Source organism: Actinoplanes sp. NPDC023714 (assembly GCF_040639855.1).
Taxonomy (GTDB): Bacteria; Actinomycetota; Actinomycetes; order Mycobacteriales; family Micromonosporaceae; genus Actinoplanes.
The window spans coordinates 13,336-31,691 of the sequence record NZ_JBFAAR010000018.1; the positions used below are offsets into that span (position 1 = coordinate 13,336).

Consider the following 18,356-nt stretch of genomic DNA (forward strand, 5'->3'; position numbering starts at 1 on the left):
CGAGCCGCAGCCCGCAAGCCCGCGCGAGCCGCGAGCCCGTGCGAGCCGCAAGCCCGTGCGAGCCGCAAGCCCGTGCGAGCCGCAGCCCGCACCAGCGACGTCGACGAAACACTGCTACAAAAGCTCCCGCGATCTCGGCGCTACGCACCATCCCGCCGACATCGCGGAACGGCCACTGCCGACCTTCCACCAGTCCAGTGCGCCCGCAAAGGAATCACGCCCGTGATGGAACCCGTCTACACCACGATCTCCGCCATCCTGCTCTTCTGGCACGCCGCCTGGGAGCGTCTGATCGGTAGTACCGAAGCCCTCGGCACCTCCTGGGCCTGGGTCCTCGGCATCGTCTTCCTCGTCTTGACCGTGCGGCTCGCGCTCTTCCCCGTGATCGTCCGGCAGGTCCGCTCGCAGCGGGCCACGCAGCGCATCCAGCCGCAGGTGAAGGCGCTGCAGGAGAAGCACAAGGGGGACCGCGAGACGTTGCAGAAGGAGCTCGCCGCCCTCTTCCAGCGCGAGAAGGTCAGCCCGTTCGCGCAGTTCGTCCCGATGCTCGTGCAGATCCCGGTCGTGATCGGTCTGCTGCACGTGCTGCGTCATCTGCGTCCCGAGGTGACGAGCGAGGCGTCGCGCACGCTCTACGGCTGGACGCTCACCCAGTTCGACAGCGCGATCAACGCCCAGCTCTTCACGGCGCCGATCACGGCCGGATTCACCACCGGGGATCTGGTCGTGAAGCTCGTCGCCGCGGTGCTGATCGCGGTCATGACGGTGACGACGTACCTCACCACCCGCCAGATGATCAGCAAGTCGGGCTGGGCCGTGGACGAGCCGGCGCGCACCATCCAGCGGCTCATGCTCTACGGCCTGCCGCTCTCGCTCCTGATCTCCGGAGCGCTGTTCCCGATCGGCGTGGTCCTCTACTGGGTCACCCAGAACGTCTTCGCGCTCGCCCAGCAGGCCTGGATTCTCCGCCGCTACCCGGTGATCAAGCCGCCGGCGCAGGGCCGGGCCGGGGGTGAGAGCAGGGCGCAGGGCCGGGCCGGGGGTGAGAGCAGGGCGCAGGGCCGGGCCGAGGGTGAGAGCAGGGCGCAGGGCCGGGCCGGGGGTGAGAGCAGGGCGCAGGGCCGGGCCGGGGACAAGAGCAAGAGCATTTCGCGCACGCCTGTCGCACCGCCCAAGGTGGGTGCCAAGCCTTCTTCGAAGCGCAAGAACCAGAGGTACGAGGGCAGCCCCGCCCGCTGATTTCCGGCACAGCGGACGGGAATGGTGTCCCGAATCCGACGCCATTGCCGGCATTCTCCCGGGCCGGACCGCCCGAGGTCCGGCCCGGGAAGCCCGGCATACGCCACGGCGAGGCCTGGATGGCCGCCTGATTTCCGGCCTCGTGTCCGTTCTTTCGTGACCTGCATGCTCGCCACCGGGCGGGGGAGGGTCTCGATCCCGCGAGGACGGGCGCTTACCTTCGTACCCAATGAAATGCCTGATGGAGTGGGCTTTTCCCGATGAAACGTGACGTGGCGAACCAGTTCTTTTCATGTCTTTCCGGACACCGAAAGGGTCGTCCAAACGGTCAGCTTTCGCCGAAACCGAGGATCGGGCATTGCGCGCCGTGATGGGCTGATCACAAGTCAAGGCGTTTTGTCCGAAAAGGTGTGAGATGAAAAAGCTAACGCGGATGCTGGCCCTCACCGGCATGAGCCTGGCGGCCGGCGCGATGATCGCTGCCACCCCTGCCCAGGCCGCGCCCGCCGCTGGACAGTCCGGCACCGCAGGTTCGGGTGCCACGGCCGCTGGCCACGGTCTCGACGACGACTACATCGCCGGCTACTACCGGAACCGGGGCGCCTGTAACCGCGCCGGATTCACCGGTATCCGGTTCGGCGCGTGGGACGACTTCAACTGCTGGCGTGTCGGCTGGGGCTGGCGCGGGTCCTACTTCGTCCTCGAGGTCGAGGAGGACGACTGGTACTGGGACAACTGGCGCGGCGGCTGGCCCAAGGGCTGGCCCAACAAGCCGGACTACCTGGTCGGCCAGGGCTACCACATCGGCGGCCACAAGAAGGGCCACATGGGTAACGGCCCGAAGGGCGGCTGGGACGACAAGGGTCCGAAGGGACCGTGGAACGGCCCGGACGACTGGCAGGACGGCAAGGGCGGCGGCCAGGGCGGTCCCGGCGGCTGGAAGGACGACAAGAAGGGTCCCTGGAACGACCAGGGCGGCAAGGACGACTGGAAGGGCCCCGGCGACCTGGGCAACAACCAGGGCGGCGGCAAGGGTGACTGGAAGGGTCCCGGCGACCTGAACCAGGGCGGCCCGAAGGGTGACTGGAAGGGCCCCGGTGACAAGGTGGGCCCCGGCGGCCAGCGCGGCTGACGGTCCGCACGTATCGATGGGCCGCACCCGGCACGGGTGCGGCCCTCGGTCGTTCCGGTTCTACCAGGTGTTTCTTACCAGGCGACCGGTGCGTAGTCCTTGAGGAAGCAGCCGTACACGTCCTCGCCCATCTCCCCGCGCACGATCGGGTCATAGACCCGGGCCGCGCCGTCGACCAGGTCGAGCGGGGCGTGGAAGCCCTCCTCGTGCAGCCGCATCTTCGTCGGGTGCGGGCGCTCGTCGGTGATCCAGCCGGTGTCGACGCTGGTCATCAGGATCCCGTCGGCGAACAGGTCCTCGGCGCTGGTGCGGGTCAGCATGTTCAGCGAGGCCTTCGCCATGTTGGTGTGCGGATGCCCGGCGCCCTTGTAGCCGCGCTGGAAGATCCCCTCCATGGCGGACACGTTCACGACATAGCGGCGCGGGAACTTCGACGCCGTCATCGCCTTCCGCAGCCGGCTCACCAGGATGAACGGCGCCGTCACGTTGCACAGCTGCACTTCCAGCAGCTCCAGCGGCTCGACCTCGTGCACCCGGTCGCTCCAGCTGTTCGTCGGCACCGTGTCCGGCACCAGCCCGCCCGCGTCGATCGCCGTGGACCGGGCCGTCAGCGCCAGGCTGGTGATCGCCTGCGCGGTGAGGCTGCCGCCCGAGGTCAGCGCCGTGGCCGGGGACCGGGCGCCGAGCGTGGCCGTCCCGCCGAAGTATTCGAGCGCCGGCAGGTCGCCGTCCGGCAGCGGCGCCGACTCGGCCGCCACGAGCTCGGAGTACGCGCCCGCTGTCCTTCGTACCGTCTGGGCCGCGTTGTTGACCAGAATGTCCAGCGGACCCCGCGCGGCCACCGAGTCCGCGAGACCGACGACCTGGGACGGGTCCCGCAGGTCGATGCCGACGACCCGCAGCCGGTGGATCCAGTCCCCGCTGTCCGGCATCGCCGCGAACCGCCGGACCGCGTCGTGCGGGAACCGCGTCGTGATCGTCAGATCGGCGCCGTCCCGCAGCAGCCGCAGCGCGATGTACATGCCGATCTTGGCGCGCCCGCCGGTGAGCAGCGCCGTCCGCCCGGTCAGGTCGGTTTGGGCGTCCCGCCGCGAGTGGTTCAGCTCGGCACACTCCGGGCAGAGCTGGTGGTAGAACGCGTCCACCACGGTGTACCGCTGCTTGCACACGTAGCAGCCGCGCGCCTGCCGCAGCACCCCGGCCGTGGCCCCGCGCACGCTGCTGCGCAACGGGATCCCGGCCGTCTCGTCGTCGATCCGCCCCGGCGCCCCGGTCGCTGTCGCCGCGGTCACCGCCCGGTCGTTGGCGAGGATCGCGTCCCGCCGGTCCTTGCGCCGCCGCAGCTTGACGGCCTTGAACACGCCGGCCGTGGCCCGCCGCACCGCCACCGCGTCAGGATGCTCGGCCGGAAGCGCCTCCACCTCGGCGAGGACCGCAAGGCAGACCGCGAGCCGGTCCGGATCCACGCCCGTGACGTTGCCGGTCATGACGACATCCCCCTCTGTTTCCACCGCAGGCACTGTACTTAACCGGCCGTCCTATCGGCTGAGGGCGGGACGGGGCAAGGGGTCCGCATCACCCTTCCTGCTGCCGCGGGTGATGCGGCTTCGGCTGATCGGCGAGCGTCTGCGGCCGGGCGGCCGGCGGTTTGGGGCCGCTGAGCCAGTCGTCGAGGGTCTGAGGGCGGACGAAATGCGCGGGGTTCTCGGTTTCCGGGGTTTGGTCGTTCTGCCGGTCATCGCCGGTGTCGCTCTCCGCGGTGGCCGGCTTCTCCTCCGTCTTTGCCTCCGTCTTTTCCTCCGGGGCCGGCTTCTTCTCCGGGGCCGGCTCCTTCTCTGGCGCCGGCTCCGGCTTTTCTTCCGCCGGGGGCCTGCTGAGCCACTCGTCCAGAGTCTGCGGCCGCCGGCTGGGAGCAGGCGCAGCACTCACCGGCGCCGACCCCCCACTGAGCCAGTCGTCCAAGGTCTGAGGGCGCCGGCTCTCCGGCGCCTCATGCGTCTCCTCGGCCGCCGACGGACGCGACAACCACCCGAACCCACCCACACCGGGCGTCAACAGATTGGCAAGCCGAGGATCGTTCCGCCAGGCGAACGGATCCGGCGCCGCTGAATCCTGTCCGGCGGCGGGCTCGGACACCACCTCAGCCGCGGCGGCCCTGCTTTCCGGTTCCGTAGTCGAGCCCGTATCCGTGGTCTGAGGCGCCTGGGGCTCGACATCATCCGTCCCAGCAACCCGCCGCCCGGCCTCCGCCACCTCGCCCTCGACCTCAGCGGGCGCAGGCACGGACTCCTCGGCCTCGGAAGGCGCGGACTCTTCGACGCCTACCGGCTCGGCCTCGGACGACTCGGCTTCGAGACCCTGGCCTTCCGGCTGAGCCACCTCCTCCTCCGGCTCGTCCTGCACGGTGGTGGGCTCGTCGTGCTCGGTGGTGGGCTCGTCGGGGTCCGTCGCGGGCTCGTCCTGCTCGGTGGTGGGCTCGTCGGGGTCCGTCGCGGGCTCGTCGTGCTCGGTGGTGGGCTTGTCGGGGTCCGGCGCGGGCTCGTCCTGCTCGGTGGTGGGCTCGTCGACCTCGGTCGGCGAGGCTTCTTCGAGCCCTGCAAGCGGTTCCTCGTCGACGCCCGGCTCACGGTCGACGGCCTCGTCAACGTCGGCCGTCACATCGGCGGGAGCTTCCGATCGAGCGTCGGAGGCCACATCGCTGACGTCGCCCTCAATGGTGATCGCGGCCTGCTCTCCGGCGTCGACGTCAGCCTTCGCAGCCTGCTCGTCGTCGCCGAGGTCAGCATCGGCAGTGCCGACGGCGGACGGCGGGTCGTCGTCGAGTTCGGCATCGGCGGTGCCGACAGCGGACGGCGGGTCGTCGTCGAGGTCGGCATCGGCGGTGCCGACGGCGGACGGCTGGTCATCGTCGGCGGTGCCGGCGGCGGACGGCTCTTCGCCGGCGTCGGTCGTCGTCGAGGTCTCGGGGATCACCGGAGCATCCGTGTCGCCTGCATGCTCGTCGACCTGAGGTTCCACGTCGGCGGGTTCCTCGTCAACCGGGAAGGGCTCGTCCCGCCGGGGGAGCGGCTCCGGGTCCCCGTGGGCCGCTTCGGCGCCTGCGGCGAGCGTCGCCTCCACCTCGGCCCAGATCGCTTCGCTGTCCGCCGGGTCCGGAGGAGGCGGCTCGGCGAGGCTACGAGCCTCCACGAAGAGCGGAGTCTCCTCGGCGGCCCCACCAGCCGGCTCGTCGACGATCTTCGGAATCAGCTGCGTCTCGGCACCGGCCAGATCCACGGGGGTGGGCTCCGGCGAGGATGCCGGCCCATCCGCAGGGGCGGACTCCGATGACGCCGGCTCGGCCGACGACGACGAGGCCGCAGGCGACACCGGAGCCGCAGGGGACACCATGGCCGCAGGGGACACCATGGCCGCAGGGGACACCGGGTCCACAGGCGACACCGGGTCCGCAGGGGCGGAAGACACCGGAGCCGCGGGAGACACCGGACCCGCGGGAGACACCGGAGCCGCGGGAGACACCGGACCCGCGGCCGACTCCGACTCCACGAGCGACTCGGAATCCGCCGGCGACCCCGAATCCGCAAGCTCGGGCGACGACGACGGGGCGGCGGGCAGCGCCTTCACCGCAGGCTCATCCACGACCCGCGAAAGGACCGCGGTCTCGTCCGGGGAGGTCATGGCCGCTGTGCGCTCCTTCTCGGCCAGGTAGTCGAGCACGTCCTCGTAGTCGAGGACGACGGTGTCGGGCGACGACGCCGAGGACGGCAGCGCCCGGATCACCATCGTGTCCTGGGCGCCGGTCGCGAGGGTCGGCCGCACGCCGGCCAGTGACGCCGGCGGGGCGGAGGCGCTGTCGCTGGTCAGCGCCGCCACCGTGACGGAGTGCCGACCGGTGAGGGCGTGCCGCGGGGAGGGTTCGGCGGCGTGCCGGGGCAGGGCGTCCTCGCCCGCGTGCTCGGCCAGGCCGGCGCGCTCCTGCAGGCGGCGCAGCGGGCCGGGCGCCCACCACGCGGCGTCGCCGAAGAGGGCGAGGACCGCCGGGACCAGCAGCATCCGGACGACGGTGGCGTCCAGGAGCAGGGCGACGATCATGCCGACGCCGACGAAGCGCATCGTGGTGACGGAGGAGAGGGCGAAGGCGCCGGTCACCACGATCAGCAGCAGGGCGGCGGCGCTGATGACACGGCCGGTACGGGTCAGCCCGATCGTCACCGCCTCACGGGTGGAGGCGCCCCTCACCCGGGCTTCGACCATGCGGGACAGCAGGAACACTTCGTAGTCGGTGGAGAGTCCGAAAACGACCGCCGCCATCAGCACCACGATGCCGGCTTCGAGGGGTGCCGGGGTGACGTTGAGCAGGCCCGCGCCGTGGCCGTCCTGGAAGATCCAGATGAGGATGCCGAAGGTGGCGGTGAGGCTGAGCGCGCTCATCACGACCGCCTTGATCGGCAGCAGGATCGAGCCGAACGCCAGGAACATCAGGATGAGCGTGGCCCCGGCCAGCAGCCCGATCATGAGGGGGAGCTTGCCGGCGATGGCCGCGATGCTGTCGACGTTGCGCGCGGTGGGGCCGCCGATCAGCACGGTGGTGCCGGAGGGGGCGGGCAGGGCGCGCAGATCCTCGACGACCTGCCGCGCGGAGGCGCTGAACGGGTCGGTGGCGGAGAGCGCGGCGTTGAGCACGACGACGCCGTCTGCCGCGCCTCCGGGCGCGACCGACGCCACCCCGGCGATTTCGCCGACTTTAGAGGAAAAATCGGAAATATCCGAATCCCCGCGAATGACGATCTGCACGCCACCCGTACTGAACTGCGGATAATCGGCCGAAAGCGTCTCGATCGCCACCCGCGAAGGGTCACCGGCGGGCAGCACCCGCTCGTCGTTCTCGCCGAACCGCACACCCCCGATCGGCAGGGCCAGGACCACAAGGACGATCAGGATGGGTACGGCGAAGAGCACCGGCCGCCGCAGCACACCCCCGGCCACCCGCTCCCAGAAGGAACCGCCGGAACCGCGGCCGGGCAGACGTACCGGAAGCTTGTCGACCCGGGGTCCGAGGATCGCCAGGATCGCCGGGAGCAGGGTGAGCGACAGCAGCATCGCCAGGAACACCGCGGCGAGGCCGCCGTAGGCGAGCGACTTGAGGAAGCCCTGCGGGAACAGCAGGAGGCCGGCCAGCGCGGTCATCAGCAGGGTGGCCGAGAAGAGCACGGTGCGGCCGGCCGTCGCGACGGTCCGCCGGACGGCCTCGAAGGTGGGGTGGGCCGCCTGCTCCTCGCGGAACCGGCCGACCATGAACAGGCCGTAGTCGATCGCCATGCCGAGCCCGAGCAGGCTGGCCACGTTGACCGCGAACGAGTTGACCTCGTGGGTGAGCGCGACGGCGTGCAGCACGCCGAGCGAGCCGAGCACCGCGGCGCCGCCGACGAGCACCGGCAGGGACGCCGCGACCAGGGAGCCGAAGATGAACAGCAGCAGCACGAGCACGATCGGCAGCGAGATCATCTCGGCGAAGACGAGGTCGGAGGAGGACCGCTCGTTGGAGGCGTGCGCGAGCGGCACCCCGCCGGCGAGCTGGAGGTGCGCCCCCGGCACGGTCAGGTAGTCCTCGATCTCGGCGTAGGACTTCATCTTCTCGGCGTCGTCGTCGCCGGCCAGGGTGATCGCGGCGACGGCGCTGGACTTGTCGGCCGCCGCATAGGCGGCGTCCTGGGAGTCCCAGTACGAGACCTTGAAGGTGACGTACTCGGCGGGCAGCGCGTCCAGCCGCGCGGTGATCCGCTTGGTGAGGGCCGCGTCGTCGATAGTCCCCTGGTCCGGGGCGTAGATCGCTATCACGTCGCCGCTCCTGCCGCCCAGGGCGGTGGCCACGACGTCGGCGGCCCGCGCGGACTCGCTGTCCGGATCGGTGTAGCCGCCCTCGGTCAGCCGATCGAACACCCCGAGGCCCCACCCGCCCGCGCCCAGCACCGCGACGAGCGCGATCACCAGCACCGGCCACCTCAGGCGGGCGACCCGCGATCCCCAGCCCGCGAACACAAGATCACCTTCCAGAGAAACGAAGATTTAAGCAGGTCAGCTAAGGGTCGCGGCCTGCAGCGAGACACCGCCGCAGTCCGTGTCGAAGGACTCGTCGGTGATCCACTTGATGGAGATCTTGCCAGTACCCGATGCGGTGTAGCTCACCGTGTAGGCAGCGGTCGCCATCGAATCCCCGGACTGCTCCCAGCTGTCGGTCACGGGCTTGCCGCCGGTGCTGAGGCTGACCTCGAGGGTTCCGCGCCCGGCGAGCGCGCCGACGTAGAGCCGCAGCGTGCTGTCCCGGGTCCCGGCCGGCGCCGAGAGCGTGAATCCGCCGCCCTCGTCGCAGGCCTGCACGCCGCTGGTCACGCCCTTCGCCGCGGCGAGCGGGCTGCCACCGGTCCACCGGAACGTCTCGGGGCTCGCGGTGTGCCGCCGCCGGTCCTCGCCCGGGGTGCCCTCGAGGATCGCGAAGCCGCCGTTCGCGTTCCGCTCCAGGGCGTAGGTGCCCTGCTCACCCCAGTGCACCCAGTCGATCGTGCCCTCGGCCCTGAGATCAACTTCATCGGGTACGCCGGACCGCTCGATGGCTATCGAGTTCACCGGGGTGGGGCTGATCGACGGTGACGGGCTGTCGAGGGGGATCGGCAGCTGGGCGACCGGGTCGGAGAGCCCGCCGAGACCCGGCGCGGTGTCCGCCGGACCCGGATCGTCGCCACCGCGGGTCACCACGACCACGCCGAAGGCGACCACGGCCAGCACGCCGAGGAGGATCACGAGTCCGGGGGCGGCGTACTCCCGCCAGGATCTCTTCTCCTTCTTCAGGAGCGAGGCGGGCATGTCCGGTGGCGTCTGATCGGGCAAGGGTCCTCCGGATCAGGCGGTGAAGATCGGGTCGAGGGCGATAAACGATCTCATCCCCCGGGGCCGGAGTGAAGAGTGGTCCTGCTTTGAAGGACTTATGGCTGATCAAGCGCATCGGCGATTCGGCCGAGCTTGCCCGCGGCATTGATCCCGCAGCGAGTACCGTGTCCGAAGTTTCCGACACTGGCAGGGGATTCTGGGATGACGCAAACGCTCGACACCAAGCGCCGCGGCGGAGCGATCGCCGGTGTGCTGACCGCGGTGCTGGTCTTCGCCGTGCTCGCCGCCGTGATCTTCTTCGTGAACCGGGACGGCGACGAGCCGGAGAGCGCCGCCGCGCCCGCCTCGCAGACCTCGTCGGCGCCGGCGAGCCCGCTCGCGGTCGAGCCGGAGGTCACCCCGGGCACCGGCACCCTGAAGGAGCTGGCGGTCAAGGAGATCATTCCGGGCACCGGCCCGGCGGTGAAGGCCGGGCAGACCATCACGGTCAACTACAAGCTGATCTCGTACTCCACCGGTGACCTGATCGACTCGTCGTGGCGCGAGGGCGGCGCGCCGTTCTCCACCTCGATCGGCACCGGACAGCTGATCAAGGGCTGGGACCAGGCCATCCCCGGGCAGAAGGTGGGCAGCCGGATCCAGCTGGACGTGCCGGCCGACCTCGCCTACGGGCCGCAGCAGGGCGACCTGCGCTTCGTCGTGGACATCCTCGACGCGAAGTAGGACCTAGATCTCGGTCACCACGACGTCGAGCTGACGCGGCCTGCCCTCCGGGGCGGGCCGTTCCTCGACGGTGAACTTGAGGTCACGCATCGCGGTCACCAGCTCGTCGGCCGTCGCCGGCGCGGCGCGCTCCTCGGCCAGCGCGCGGACCAGCCGTCCCTTGGTCGCCTTGTTGAAGTGGCTCACCACCGACCGCTTCACCTCGCCGCCGGCCACGCGCTCGTGCAGCACCCGCACCTGGCAGCTCTGCGCGCCCGGCGCCCACATCGCCACATAGGCGCCCGACCGCAGATCCAGCACCGGTCCGGGCAGGGGATCCAGCGCCGGCTTCAAGACCTTCTTCCAGTACGAGGTGAGCCCGCCGATCGGCGGCAGCGTCACGCCGATCGAGCACCGGTAGGCGGGGATCCGGTCGCCCGGGCCGACCACGCCCCACAGGCCGGAGAAGACCAGGGCGGTGTCGTCCAGCCACTTCTGCGAGGCGGGGGCGAGGGACGACGGGTCGAGGGCCTCGTAGAGCACGCCGGTGTAGACCTCGGCGGCGCGGGCGGCCGGCGCGGTGTGCAGGGTCGCGTTGCGCGCGACCTCGTCCCGCTGGCCGGCGCTGAGCCCGAGAACGTTCAGCGAGTCGGCCACGGAGCGTTCGCTCGTGCGCTTACAGAGGGCGACGAGACGGTTGAGCACCCGGGTCCGGGCCGGAGCCAGCCCGGGGAGCCGGAGGCCGGCCGGGTCGACCGGCGCGCCAGCGGTCGCGGCGGTCTTGCCCTCGGACGGCGGCAGCAGGATCAGCACGCCGCGAGACTATCCGGCCGGGCCGTGGCCTCAGTCGTCCGGGCGGTTGGCCAGGGCGTCCGCCACACTCGGGTAGACCCCGAGGCGGCTCGCCAGCCCGAGCGTGTTCAGCAGCCGCTCGAGGAACTCCGACGGCGCGGCGATCCGCAGCCAGCCGCCGGCCGCCTCGGCCCGGTTGTGGCCGGTCACGAACGTGCTGAGCCCGATCGAGTCGCAGAAGTCCACGCCGGACAGGTCCACCACGACGCGGGGCTCGGGCCGGGAGAGCGCCTCGTCCAGGCAGACGGCCAGCGACGGGGCGCTGTCCAGGTCCAGGTTGCCGCGCACCGCCACGAGGACGGCGTCCGGTGTCTCTCGCAGGGAAAGGTCCACCGGTTCCTTCTTCCCCGGAAGTGACACGGAGTCACATCGGCCGCGGCGGGTAAGGGGACGAGGGCGGCTCGATACGATTCCGCACAGGTCCACGCTCCTGAGGAGGCCGCGATGTCCACCCACCCCCGCGCCGGCAAGCCCGCCGAACCGGCCGACCTGATCGACGTGCCGAAGGTCGTGTCCCGGTACTACACCGAGCACCCGGATCCGTCCCAGGCCGGTCAGCGCGTCGCCTTCGGCACCTCCGGTCACCGCGGCTCCAGCCTGCGGACCGCGTTCAACGAGGACCACATCGCCGCCACCAGCCAGGCCATCGTCGAGTACCGCAAGGCGCAGGGCACCGACGGGCCGCTGTTCCTGGGCCGTGACACCCACGCGCTGAGCGAGCCGGCCATGGTCACCGCGCTCGAGGTGTTCGCCGCGAACGACGTGACGACGCTGATCGACAGCCGGGACGGGTACACCCCGACGCCGGCGCTGTCGCACGCGATCCTCACGTACAACAAGACCCGCTCGCAGAGCGACGGCCTGGCCGACGGCGTCGTGGTGACCCCGTCGCACAACCCGCCGGACGACGGCGGCTTCAAGTACAACCCGCCGAACGGCGGCCCGGCCGACACCGACGCCACCAAGTGGATCCAGGACCGGGCCAACGAGCTCATCGCGGACGGCCTCAAGGGCGTGCGCCGGATCAGCGCGGTGCGGGCCCGCGAGTCGGCCACCGTCTCCGGGTACGACTACCTGGCCACCTACGTCGACGACCTGCCCAGCGTCATCGACATCGAGGCGATCCGGCGGGCCGGGGTCCGGATCGGCGCCGACCCGCTCGGCGGCGCGAGCGTGGCCTACTGGGGCGAGATCGCCGACCGGCACGGCCTCGACCTGACCGTCGTCAACCCGGTCGTCGACCCCCGGTTCGGCTTCATGACCCTGGACTGGGACGGCAAGATCCGGATGGACTGCTCCTCCCCGTACGCGATGGCCTCGCTCATCGCCCAGAAGGACCGCTTCCAGATCGCCACGGGCAACGACGCGGACGCCGACCGGCACGGCATCGTCACCCCGGACGGCGGGCTGATGAACCCGAACCACTACCTCGCCGTCGCGATCGGCTACCTGTTCCGGGCCCGCACCGACTGGCCGGCCGGCGCCGGGATCGGCAAGACGCTGGTCTCCTCCTCGATGATCGACCGGGTCGCCGCCGACCTGGGCCGCCGCCTCGACGAGGTGCCGGTCGGCTTCAAGTGGTTCGTGCCCGGCCTGCTGGACGCGTCGATCGGCTTCGGCGGCGAGGAGAGCGCCGGGGCGTCGTTCCTGCGCCGCGACGGCAGCGTGTGGAGCACCGACAAGGACGGCATCCTGCTCGACCTGCTCGCCTCCGAGATCATCGCGACCACCGGGAAGACGCCGAGCGAGCACTACCGGGAGCTGACCGCGCGGTTCGGCGAGCCGGCGTACGCCCGCATCGACGCGCCCGCGACCCGCGAGCAGAAGGCGGTCCTCGGGAAGCTGTCGCCGGAGCAGGTGACCGCGAAGGAGCTCGCCGGTGAGAAGATCACCAACGTGCTGACCAGCGCGCCCGGCAACGGCGCGGCGATCGGCGGCCTCAAGGTGGTGACCGAGTCCGGCTGGTTCGCGGCCCGCCCGTCCGGCACCGAGGACGTCTACAAGATCTACGCCGAGTCGTTCCACGGCCCGGACCACCTGGCCCGCATCCAGGAGGAGGCCCGCGGGGTCGTCTCCGCGGCGCTGGGCGGTTAGATCTCAGGTTCTGTGCGTTCCCGCCGACTGGTATGCCGCAAGCTGGATCTATCAGTCGGCGAGGAGCATTCGGACACCGTGATGGCAGCCGAGGACAAGCGGGCCGCCGGGCTCGCTCCGGTCGTGGTGGCCGGTGCCGCCATCGCCGGGGTGCTGGTGTGGCTGCTGATGCGGCACGAGTCCGACGTGTTCCTCGGCTACGCGGGCGGCCCGGTCGCCCAGGCCGCCGCGGTCGTCGCCGCCTGGCGGATCGCCCGCCGGCCCGGCCTGCGCCGCCCGATCCGCACGTTCTGGCGGCGTCTCGGGTTCGCCTCGATCTGCCTGCTCGTGGCCTCCTGCGTCTCGCTGGCCCGGGCCAACAACAACACCGGCCTCTCGCTGCAGACCGCGGTGCCGATGGCGTTCGGCGTGGTGCTGCTCATGACGGCGTTCCTCGGCCTGCCCGGGCCGCGGCGGACCGCGGCCGGGTGGGTGCGGGGGGTGCTCGACGCCGCGACCGTGGCGGTCGCCAGCGCGCTGGTCTTCTGGTACGTCGTGCTCGATCTGGCCCCGGCGGGCACCTCCCTGGTCACCCGGACCGCCGCCGCCGTGATCGGCGTCGGCTGCGTGCTGCTGCTCGTGGTGATCGGCAAGGCCGCGGCCCGCCCGGAGACCATGGTCGACGCGTTCGCCCTGCGGGTCATGACCGTGGTGCCGGTCGTCGCGGTGGTCGGCAACATGCTGCTGATCGCGGGCGACGAGCTGAGCCGGCTCGCGCTCTCGGTGCTGGCCCTGCCGCTGATCGGCGCGGCGGTCTGCGTGGCCGCCCTGCTCCAGGGGCACGCCCTGGCCGGCGAGCCGCGCCGGGCGCCCGGCCACCGGTCGCTCTTCAACCTGCTGCCGTTCCTCGCGGTCACCGCCACGGCCGCGCTCGTCGTCTCGGTCAGCGCCCAGGACATGACCGGCCGGCAGCGCACCGTGATCATCGGCGCCGTGCTGATCACCGGGTTCGTGGTCGCCCGCCAGCTGCTCAGCCTCCGCGAGAACACCATCGCGCTGCGCGGCATCCGGCGTCAGCAGGCCGAGCTCGAGCGGCTCGCGCTCAGCGACAGCCTCACCGGCATGCCGAACCGCACCCGCTTCGGCGTGGCGCTCGGCGAACGCCTGGAGGCGGGCGAGCCGGCCACCGCGATCCTGATCGACGTCGACGACTTCAAGATGATCAACGACACGCTCGGCCCGGCCGCCGGCGACCAGCTGCTCTACCAGGTGGCGCAGCGCCTGCGCGAGCAGTGCGCGGCCGGCGAGATGGCGGCCCGGCTGGGCGGCGACGAGTTCGCGGTGCTGCTGCCGGTCGACGACCCGGACGCGGCCGAGACCGCGGCCGGGCGGCTGCTGCGCGCCCTCGCCGAGCCGTTCCACCTCAGCGACCAGGACCTGCTGCTGCACGCCAGCGCCGGCATCGCGATCGCCGCGGCCGGCGACACCGCCGACGAGGTGCTGCGCAACGCCGACATCGCGATGTACGCCGCGAAGGAGTCCGGCAAGGCGTCCTGGGTCCGGTTCGAGCCGCAGATGCGTCAGGACATGGCCGGGCACGCCCGGCTCGCCAGCGAGCTGCGCAACGCCATCCTCGCCGGCGAGCTGCGCCTGCTCTACCAGCCCGTCTTCGACCTGGTCACCGGTGGCCTGGCCGGCGCCGAGGCGCTGGTGCGCTGGCAGCACCCGCAGCGCGGCTTCGTCTCGCCCGGCGAGTTCATCCCGGTCGCCGAGCGGTCCGGCCTGATCGTGCCGCTCGGCTCGTGGGTGCTGCGCGAGGCCTGCGAGCAGCTGGCCCGCTGGCGCGCCGAGCACGGCGCCGGCGCGATCGAGGCGATCAACGTCAACGTCGCGGTCCGCCAGCTGCGCGAGGCCGGGTTCGTCGACGAGGTGGCGGCCGTGCTCAGCGAGACCGGCCTGACCCCGCGCAACCTGATCCTCGAGGTCACCGAGTCCTCCGTGGTGGACGGCTGGCAGGTCCGGGAGACCCTGGAGGCGCTGCACGAGATGGGCGTCCGGCTCGCGCTCGACGACTTCGGCACCGGCCAGTCGTCGCTCAGCCTGCTGCGGGAGTTCCCGGTCGACGTGCTCAAGCTCGACAAGTCGTTCGTCGACGGCATCGCCGACGGGGAGGACCGGGGACGGCTCGCGGTGGCCGGCGCGGTCGCGCAGCTCGCCGAGCACCTCCAGCTCAAGGCGGTCGCCGAGGGCATCGAGAGCCGGGCCCAGGCGGACCGGCTGCGGGCCATGGGCTACCGCTACGGGCAGGGCTTCCACATGGCGAAGCCGCTGCCTGCGGCCGAGTGCGGCGCGCTGATGGCCGCCGATCCGGTGCGGGCCGCCTGAAAAGGGTGGACCTCCAGCCCGCTTGAGGTCGTACCCTGCCTGGCATGACCGTCATCCGGGGCCATGTCAGAACCTTCTACCAGCTGCTCGCCAACACCCTGCTGGTGTCGGTCATGAACTTCACCGTCTGGTTCGCCGTCACCTTCTGGGTGTACCTGCAGACCCGATCGGTGTTCGCCACCGGCGTCATCTCCGGCATCTTCCTGGTGCTCACCGCCGCCACCGGCATCTGGTTCGGCAGCATCGTCGACGGTCACCGCAAGAAGACCGCGCTGCAGGGGTCGGCGGTGGCGTCGCTGCTGTTCTACGCCGGCGCCTCGGTGGTCTACCTGCTCACCCCCGCGGACGAGTTCCACGACCCGGCGAGCGTCGCCCTCTGGGCGCTGGTCCTGCTGCTGATGGCCGGCGTGATCGCCGGCAACATCCGGACCATCGCCATGCCCACCCTGGTCACGCTGCTCATCGAGGAGGACACCCGGGACCGCGCCAACGGCCTGGTCGGCACCGTCACCGGCACGACGTTCCTGACCACGTCGGTGATCAGCGGCGTGCTGGTGGCCTTCGACGGGATGCGCTCAGTGATCATCCTGGCGATGGCGGCGCTCGGCCTGGCGATCCTGCACCTGTCCTTCGTGACCCTCCCGGAGCGGGCCGCCGAGCCGCACGCCGACGGTCATCGGGGCGGCGTGGACATCCGCGGCACGCTGCGGATCATCGCCGGGGTGCCGGGGCTGACCGCGCTGATCCTGTTCAGCATGTTCAACAATTTCCTCGGCGGCGTCTTCATGGCCCTGGCCGACGCGTACGGGCTGTCGCTCGTCTCGGTGCAGGCCTGGGGACTGCTCTGGGGCGTACTCAGCACCGGCATGATCGTCGGCGGCATCGTGGTGTCCCGGACCGGGCTCGGCCGTCACCCCGTACGCTTGCTGCTCTTGATCAATGTGGCCCTCTGGACGATCATCATCGTCTTCCCGCTGCGCGCGTCGATCTGGTGGGTGGCCGTCGGCTTCTACCTCTACATGCTGCTCATGCCCTACGCCGAGGCCGCCGAGCAGACCATCCTGCAGAAGGTGGTGCCCTACGAGCGGCAGGGCCGCGTGTTCGGGCTGGCGCAGAGCGCGGAGCAGGCCGCCTCGCCGCTCACCGCGTTCCTGATCTCGCCGATCACCCAGTTCGTGTTCATCCCCTTCATGACCGACGGCTGGGGTGCGCGCGAACTCGGCCCGTGGTTCGGCACCGGCGCCGACCGGGGCATCGCCCTGGTCTTCGTGCTGACCGGCATCATCGGCGTGATCGCGACGACGATCGCCCTGGCGAGCCGCCCCTACCGCCGCCTCAACGCCGAGACGACGACGGAGAAGACCATCGTCCTGGCGTGAGTCCGCACCCCGCACCCTGCGCCGCGCCCCGCACCTGGCCCCCTGCACGGCCGCGCGTCGCCTCCGAACGCCGCCCCGCTCCTGAACGCCGCGCCCCGCGCCCAGGCACCCCGCCCTCGATCTTGTTGATTCGGGCTGCACCGGGTCTGTGTGAATCATCAAGATCGGGAGGGGGTGGGTGAGCGGGAAGGGTGCGGGGCTGCGGCGCGGCGCGGGGTGCTAGCAGTCGGGTGCTAGGCGTCGATCTCGTTGCGCTCGTCGGTGGCCCAGAGGGTGTGGAACGAGCCCTCCTTGTCGACCCGGTGGTAGGTGTGCGCGCCGAAGAAGTCGCGCTGGCCCTGGATCAGCGCGGCCGGCAGGCGCTCGGCACGCAGGCCGTCGTAGTAGGCCAGCGCCGAGGAGAAGCCCGGCGAGGGGATGCCCTGCTGCGCCGCCGTGACGACGACCCGGCGCCAGGCGTCCTGCGCGCCCGAGACGGCGTCCAGGAAGTACTCGTCGACGAGGAGCGTGGCCAGTTCCGGCTTCTTGTCGTACGCCTGCTTGATGAAGTCCAGGAACTTGGCGCGGATGATGCAGCCGGCCCGCCAGATCTTCGCCATGGCGCCCGGGTCGATCTCCCAGCCGTACTCGGCGCTCGCGGCCTGGATCTGCTGGAAGCCCTGCGCGTACGCGACGATCTTCGAGGCGAACAGCGCCTGCTCGACGTCGGCGACCAGGTCGCCGTTGTGCACGCCGGCGTTCGACGCCGGGCCGGGCAGGCCGGCCGCGGCCGCCGCCTCGCGGACCTCGGCGCCGCCGGAGAGCGCCCGGGCGAAGACCGACTCGGCGATGCCGGAGACCGGGACACCGAGGTCGAGGGCGGCCTGCACGGTCCAGCGGCCGGTGCCCTTCTGCTCGGCGCGGTCCAGCACCACGTCGACGAACGGCTTGCCGGTCGACGCGTCGGTCTGCTTCAGCACCTCGGCGGTGATCTCGATGAGGTACGAGCCGAGCCGGCCCTCGTTCCAGCCCCGGAACACGTCGGCGATCTCGGCCGGGGTGTGCCCGCCCACCTGACGCAGCAGGTCGTACGCCTCGGCGATGAGCTGCATGTCGGCGTACTCGATGCCGTTGTGCACCATCTTCACGAAGTGACCGGCGCCGTCCGGGCCCACGTGCACGCAGCACGGCTCGCCGTCGACCTTCGCCGAGATGTCCTCCAGCAGCGGGCCGAGGGCCTCGTAGGACTCCTTCGAACCGCCCGGCATGATGCTCGGGCCGTGCAGCGCGCCCTCCTCGCCGCCGGACACGCCGGTGCCGACGAAGTGCAGGCCGCGCTCCTTCAGGGCGGCCTCCCGGCGGCGGGTGTCGGCGAAGTGCGCGTTACCCGCGTCGATCAGCATGTCGCCCTCCTCCAGCAGAGGGGCGAACTCGTCGATCACGGCGTCGGTGGCCGGGCCGGCCTTCACCATGATGACGACGCGGCGGGGGCGCTCCAGGCTCGCTACGAACTGCTCGGCGGTCTCGGCCGGGAGGAACGTGCCCTCGTGACCGAACTCCTCGACCAGCTCCTTGGTGCGGCCGTAGGACCGGTTGTGCACCGCCACGGTGTGACCGTGCCGGGCGAAGTTGCGGGCCAGGTTGCGGCCCATCACCGCCAGGCCGGTGACTCCGATCTGCGCCTTCTGCGACATCACTCAGTCCTTCCTCGTTACCCGCCCGTTACGGGC

Annotated in this window: 12 protein-coding genes; 6 read left to right on the forward strand and 6 right to left on the reverse strand. The window is 71.3% G+C overall.

Annotated features, from left to right (window positions below):
* Window positions 1–225: 225 nt before the first annotated feature.
* Window positions 226–1,239, forward strand: coding sequence for a membrane protein insertase YidC (yidC, locus tag AB0G10_RS41955; protein ID WP_360935850.1), 1,014 nt, complete (start codon window positions 226–228; stop codon window positions 1,237–1,239).
* 415 nt (window positions 1,240–1,654) lie between these two features.
* Window positions 1,655–2,371: a hypothetical protein gene (locus tag AB0G10_RS41960; protein WP_360935762.1), complete on the forward strand. Its 717-nt coding sequence runs from the start codon at window positions 1,655–1,657 to the stop codon at window positions 2,369–2,371.
* A gap of 74 nt (window positions 2,372–2,445) precedes the next feature.
* Here the strand turns inward: AB0G10_RS41960 and AB0G10_RS41965 are convergent, their stop codons facing one another.
* The 3 genes from AB0G10_RS41965 to AB0G10_RS41975 all read right to left on the reverse strand — a co-directional run bounded on the left by AB0G10_RS41965 (window position 2,446) and on the right by AB0G10_RS41975 (window position 9,232).
* Entirely contained in the window at window positions 2,446–3,858 is a 1,413-nt protein-coding gene (locus AB0G10_RS41965) for an SDR family NAD(P)-dependent oxidoreductase (protein ID WP_360935765.1), read from the reverse strand.
* Window positions 3,859–3,946: 88 nt separating this feature from the next.
* Window positions 3,947–8,410, reverse strand: coding sequence for an MMPL family transporter (locus AB0G10_RS41970; protein ID WP_360935768.1), 4,464 nt, complete (start codon window positions 8,408–8,410; stop codon window positions 3,947–3,949).
* Between the two features lie 36 nt (window positions 8,411–8,446).
* On the reverse strand, window positions 8,447–9,232 hold the full coding sequence (locus AB0G10_RS41975) for a hypothetical protein (protein ID WP_360935770.1): 786 nt from the start codon (window positions 9,230–9,232) through the stop codon (window positions 8,447–8,449).
* Between the two features lie 225 nt (window positions 9,233–9,457).
* Between AB0G10_RS41975 and AB0G10_RS41980 the strand changes: the two genes are divergently transcribed.
* Complete coding sequence (locus tag AB0G10_RS41980; protein ID WP_360935773.1) at window positions 9,458–9,979, forward strand: FKBP-type peptidyl-prolyl cis-trans isomerase; 522 nt, start codon at window positions 9,458–9,460, stop codon at window positions 9,977–9,979.
* Window positions 9,980–9,982: 3 nt separating this feature from the next.
* Here the strand turns inward: AB0G10_RS41980 and yaaA are convergent, their stop codons facing one another.
* A complete protein-coding gene (gene yaaA, locus AB0G10_RS41985; protein WP_360935776.1) occupies window positions 9,983–10,771 on the reverse strand; it encodes a peroxide stress protein YaaA in 789 nt (262 codons plus the stop codon).
* A 30-nt stretch (window positions 10,772–10,801) separates the two neighbouring features.
* A complete protein-coding gene (locus AB0G10_RS41990; RefSeq protein WP_360935779.1) occupies window positions 10,802–11,143 on the reverse strand; it encodes an STAS domain-containing protein in 342 nt (113 codons plus the stop codon).
* A gap of 111 nt (window positions 11,144–11,254) precedes the next feature.
* On the opposite strand from AB0G10_RS41990, the gene pgm reads away from it, so the two are divergent.
* From pgm to AB0G10_RS42005, 3 genes are all read left to right on the forward strand, one after another.
* The gene (gene pgm / locus AB0G10_RS41995) at window positions 11,255–12,904 is read left to right on the forward strand and encodes a phosphoglucomutase (alpha-D-glucose-1,6-bisphosphate-dependent) (protein ID WP_360935782.1); all 1,650 of its coding nucleotides are present in this window, start codon (window positions 11,255–11,257) and stop codon (window positions 12,902–12,904) included.
* Between the two features lie 81 nt (window positions 12,905–12,985).
* The gene (locus AB0G10_RS42000; protein WP_360935785.1) at window positions 12,986–15,268 is read left to right on the forward strand and encodes a bifunctional diguanylate cyclase/phosphodiesterase; all 2,283 of its coding nucleotides are present in this window, start codon (window positions 12,986–12,988) and stop codon (window positions 15,266–15,268) included.
* Between the two features lie 44 nt (window positions 15,269–15,312).
* Window positions 15,313–16,647, forward strand: a complete 1,335-nt coding sequence (locus AB0G10_RS42005; protein WP_360935788.1) for an MFS transporter — start codon at window positions 15,313–15,315, stop codon at window positions 16,645–16,647.
* A 233-nt stretch (window positions 16,648–16,880) separates the two neighbouring features.
* Here AB0G10_RS42005 and gndA read toward each other — a convergent pair whose 3' ends face one another.
* Window positions 16,881–18,320, reverse strand: coding sequence for an NADP-dependent phosphogluconate dehydrogenase (gene gndA, locus AB0G10_RS42010; RefSeq protein WP_360935791.1), 1,440 nt, complete (start codon window positions 18,318–18,320; stop codon window positions 16,881–16,883).
* Window positions 18,321–18,356 lie beyond the last annotated feature (36 nt).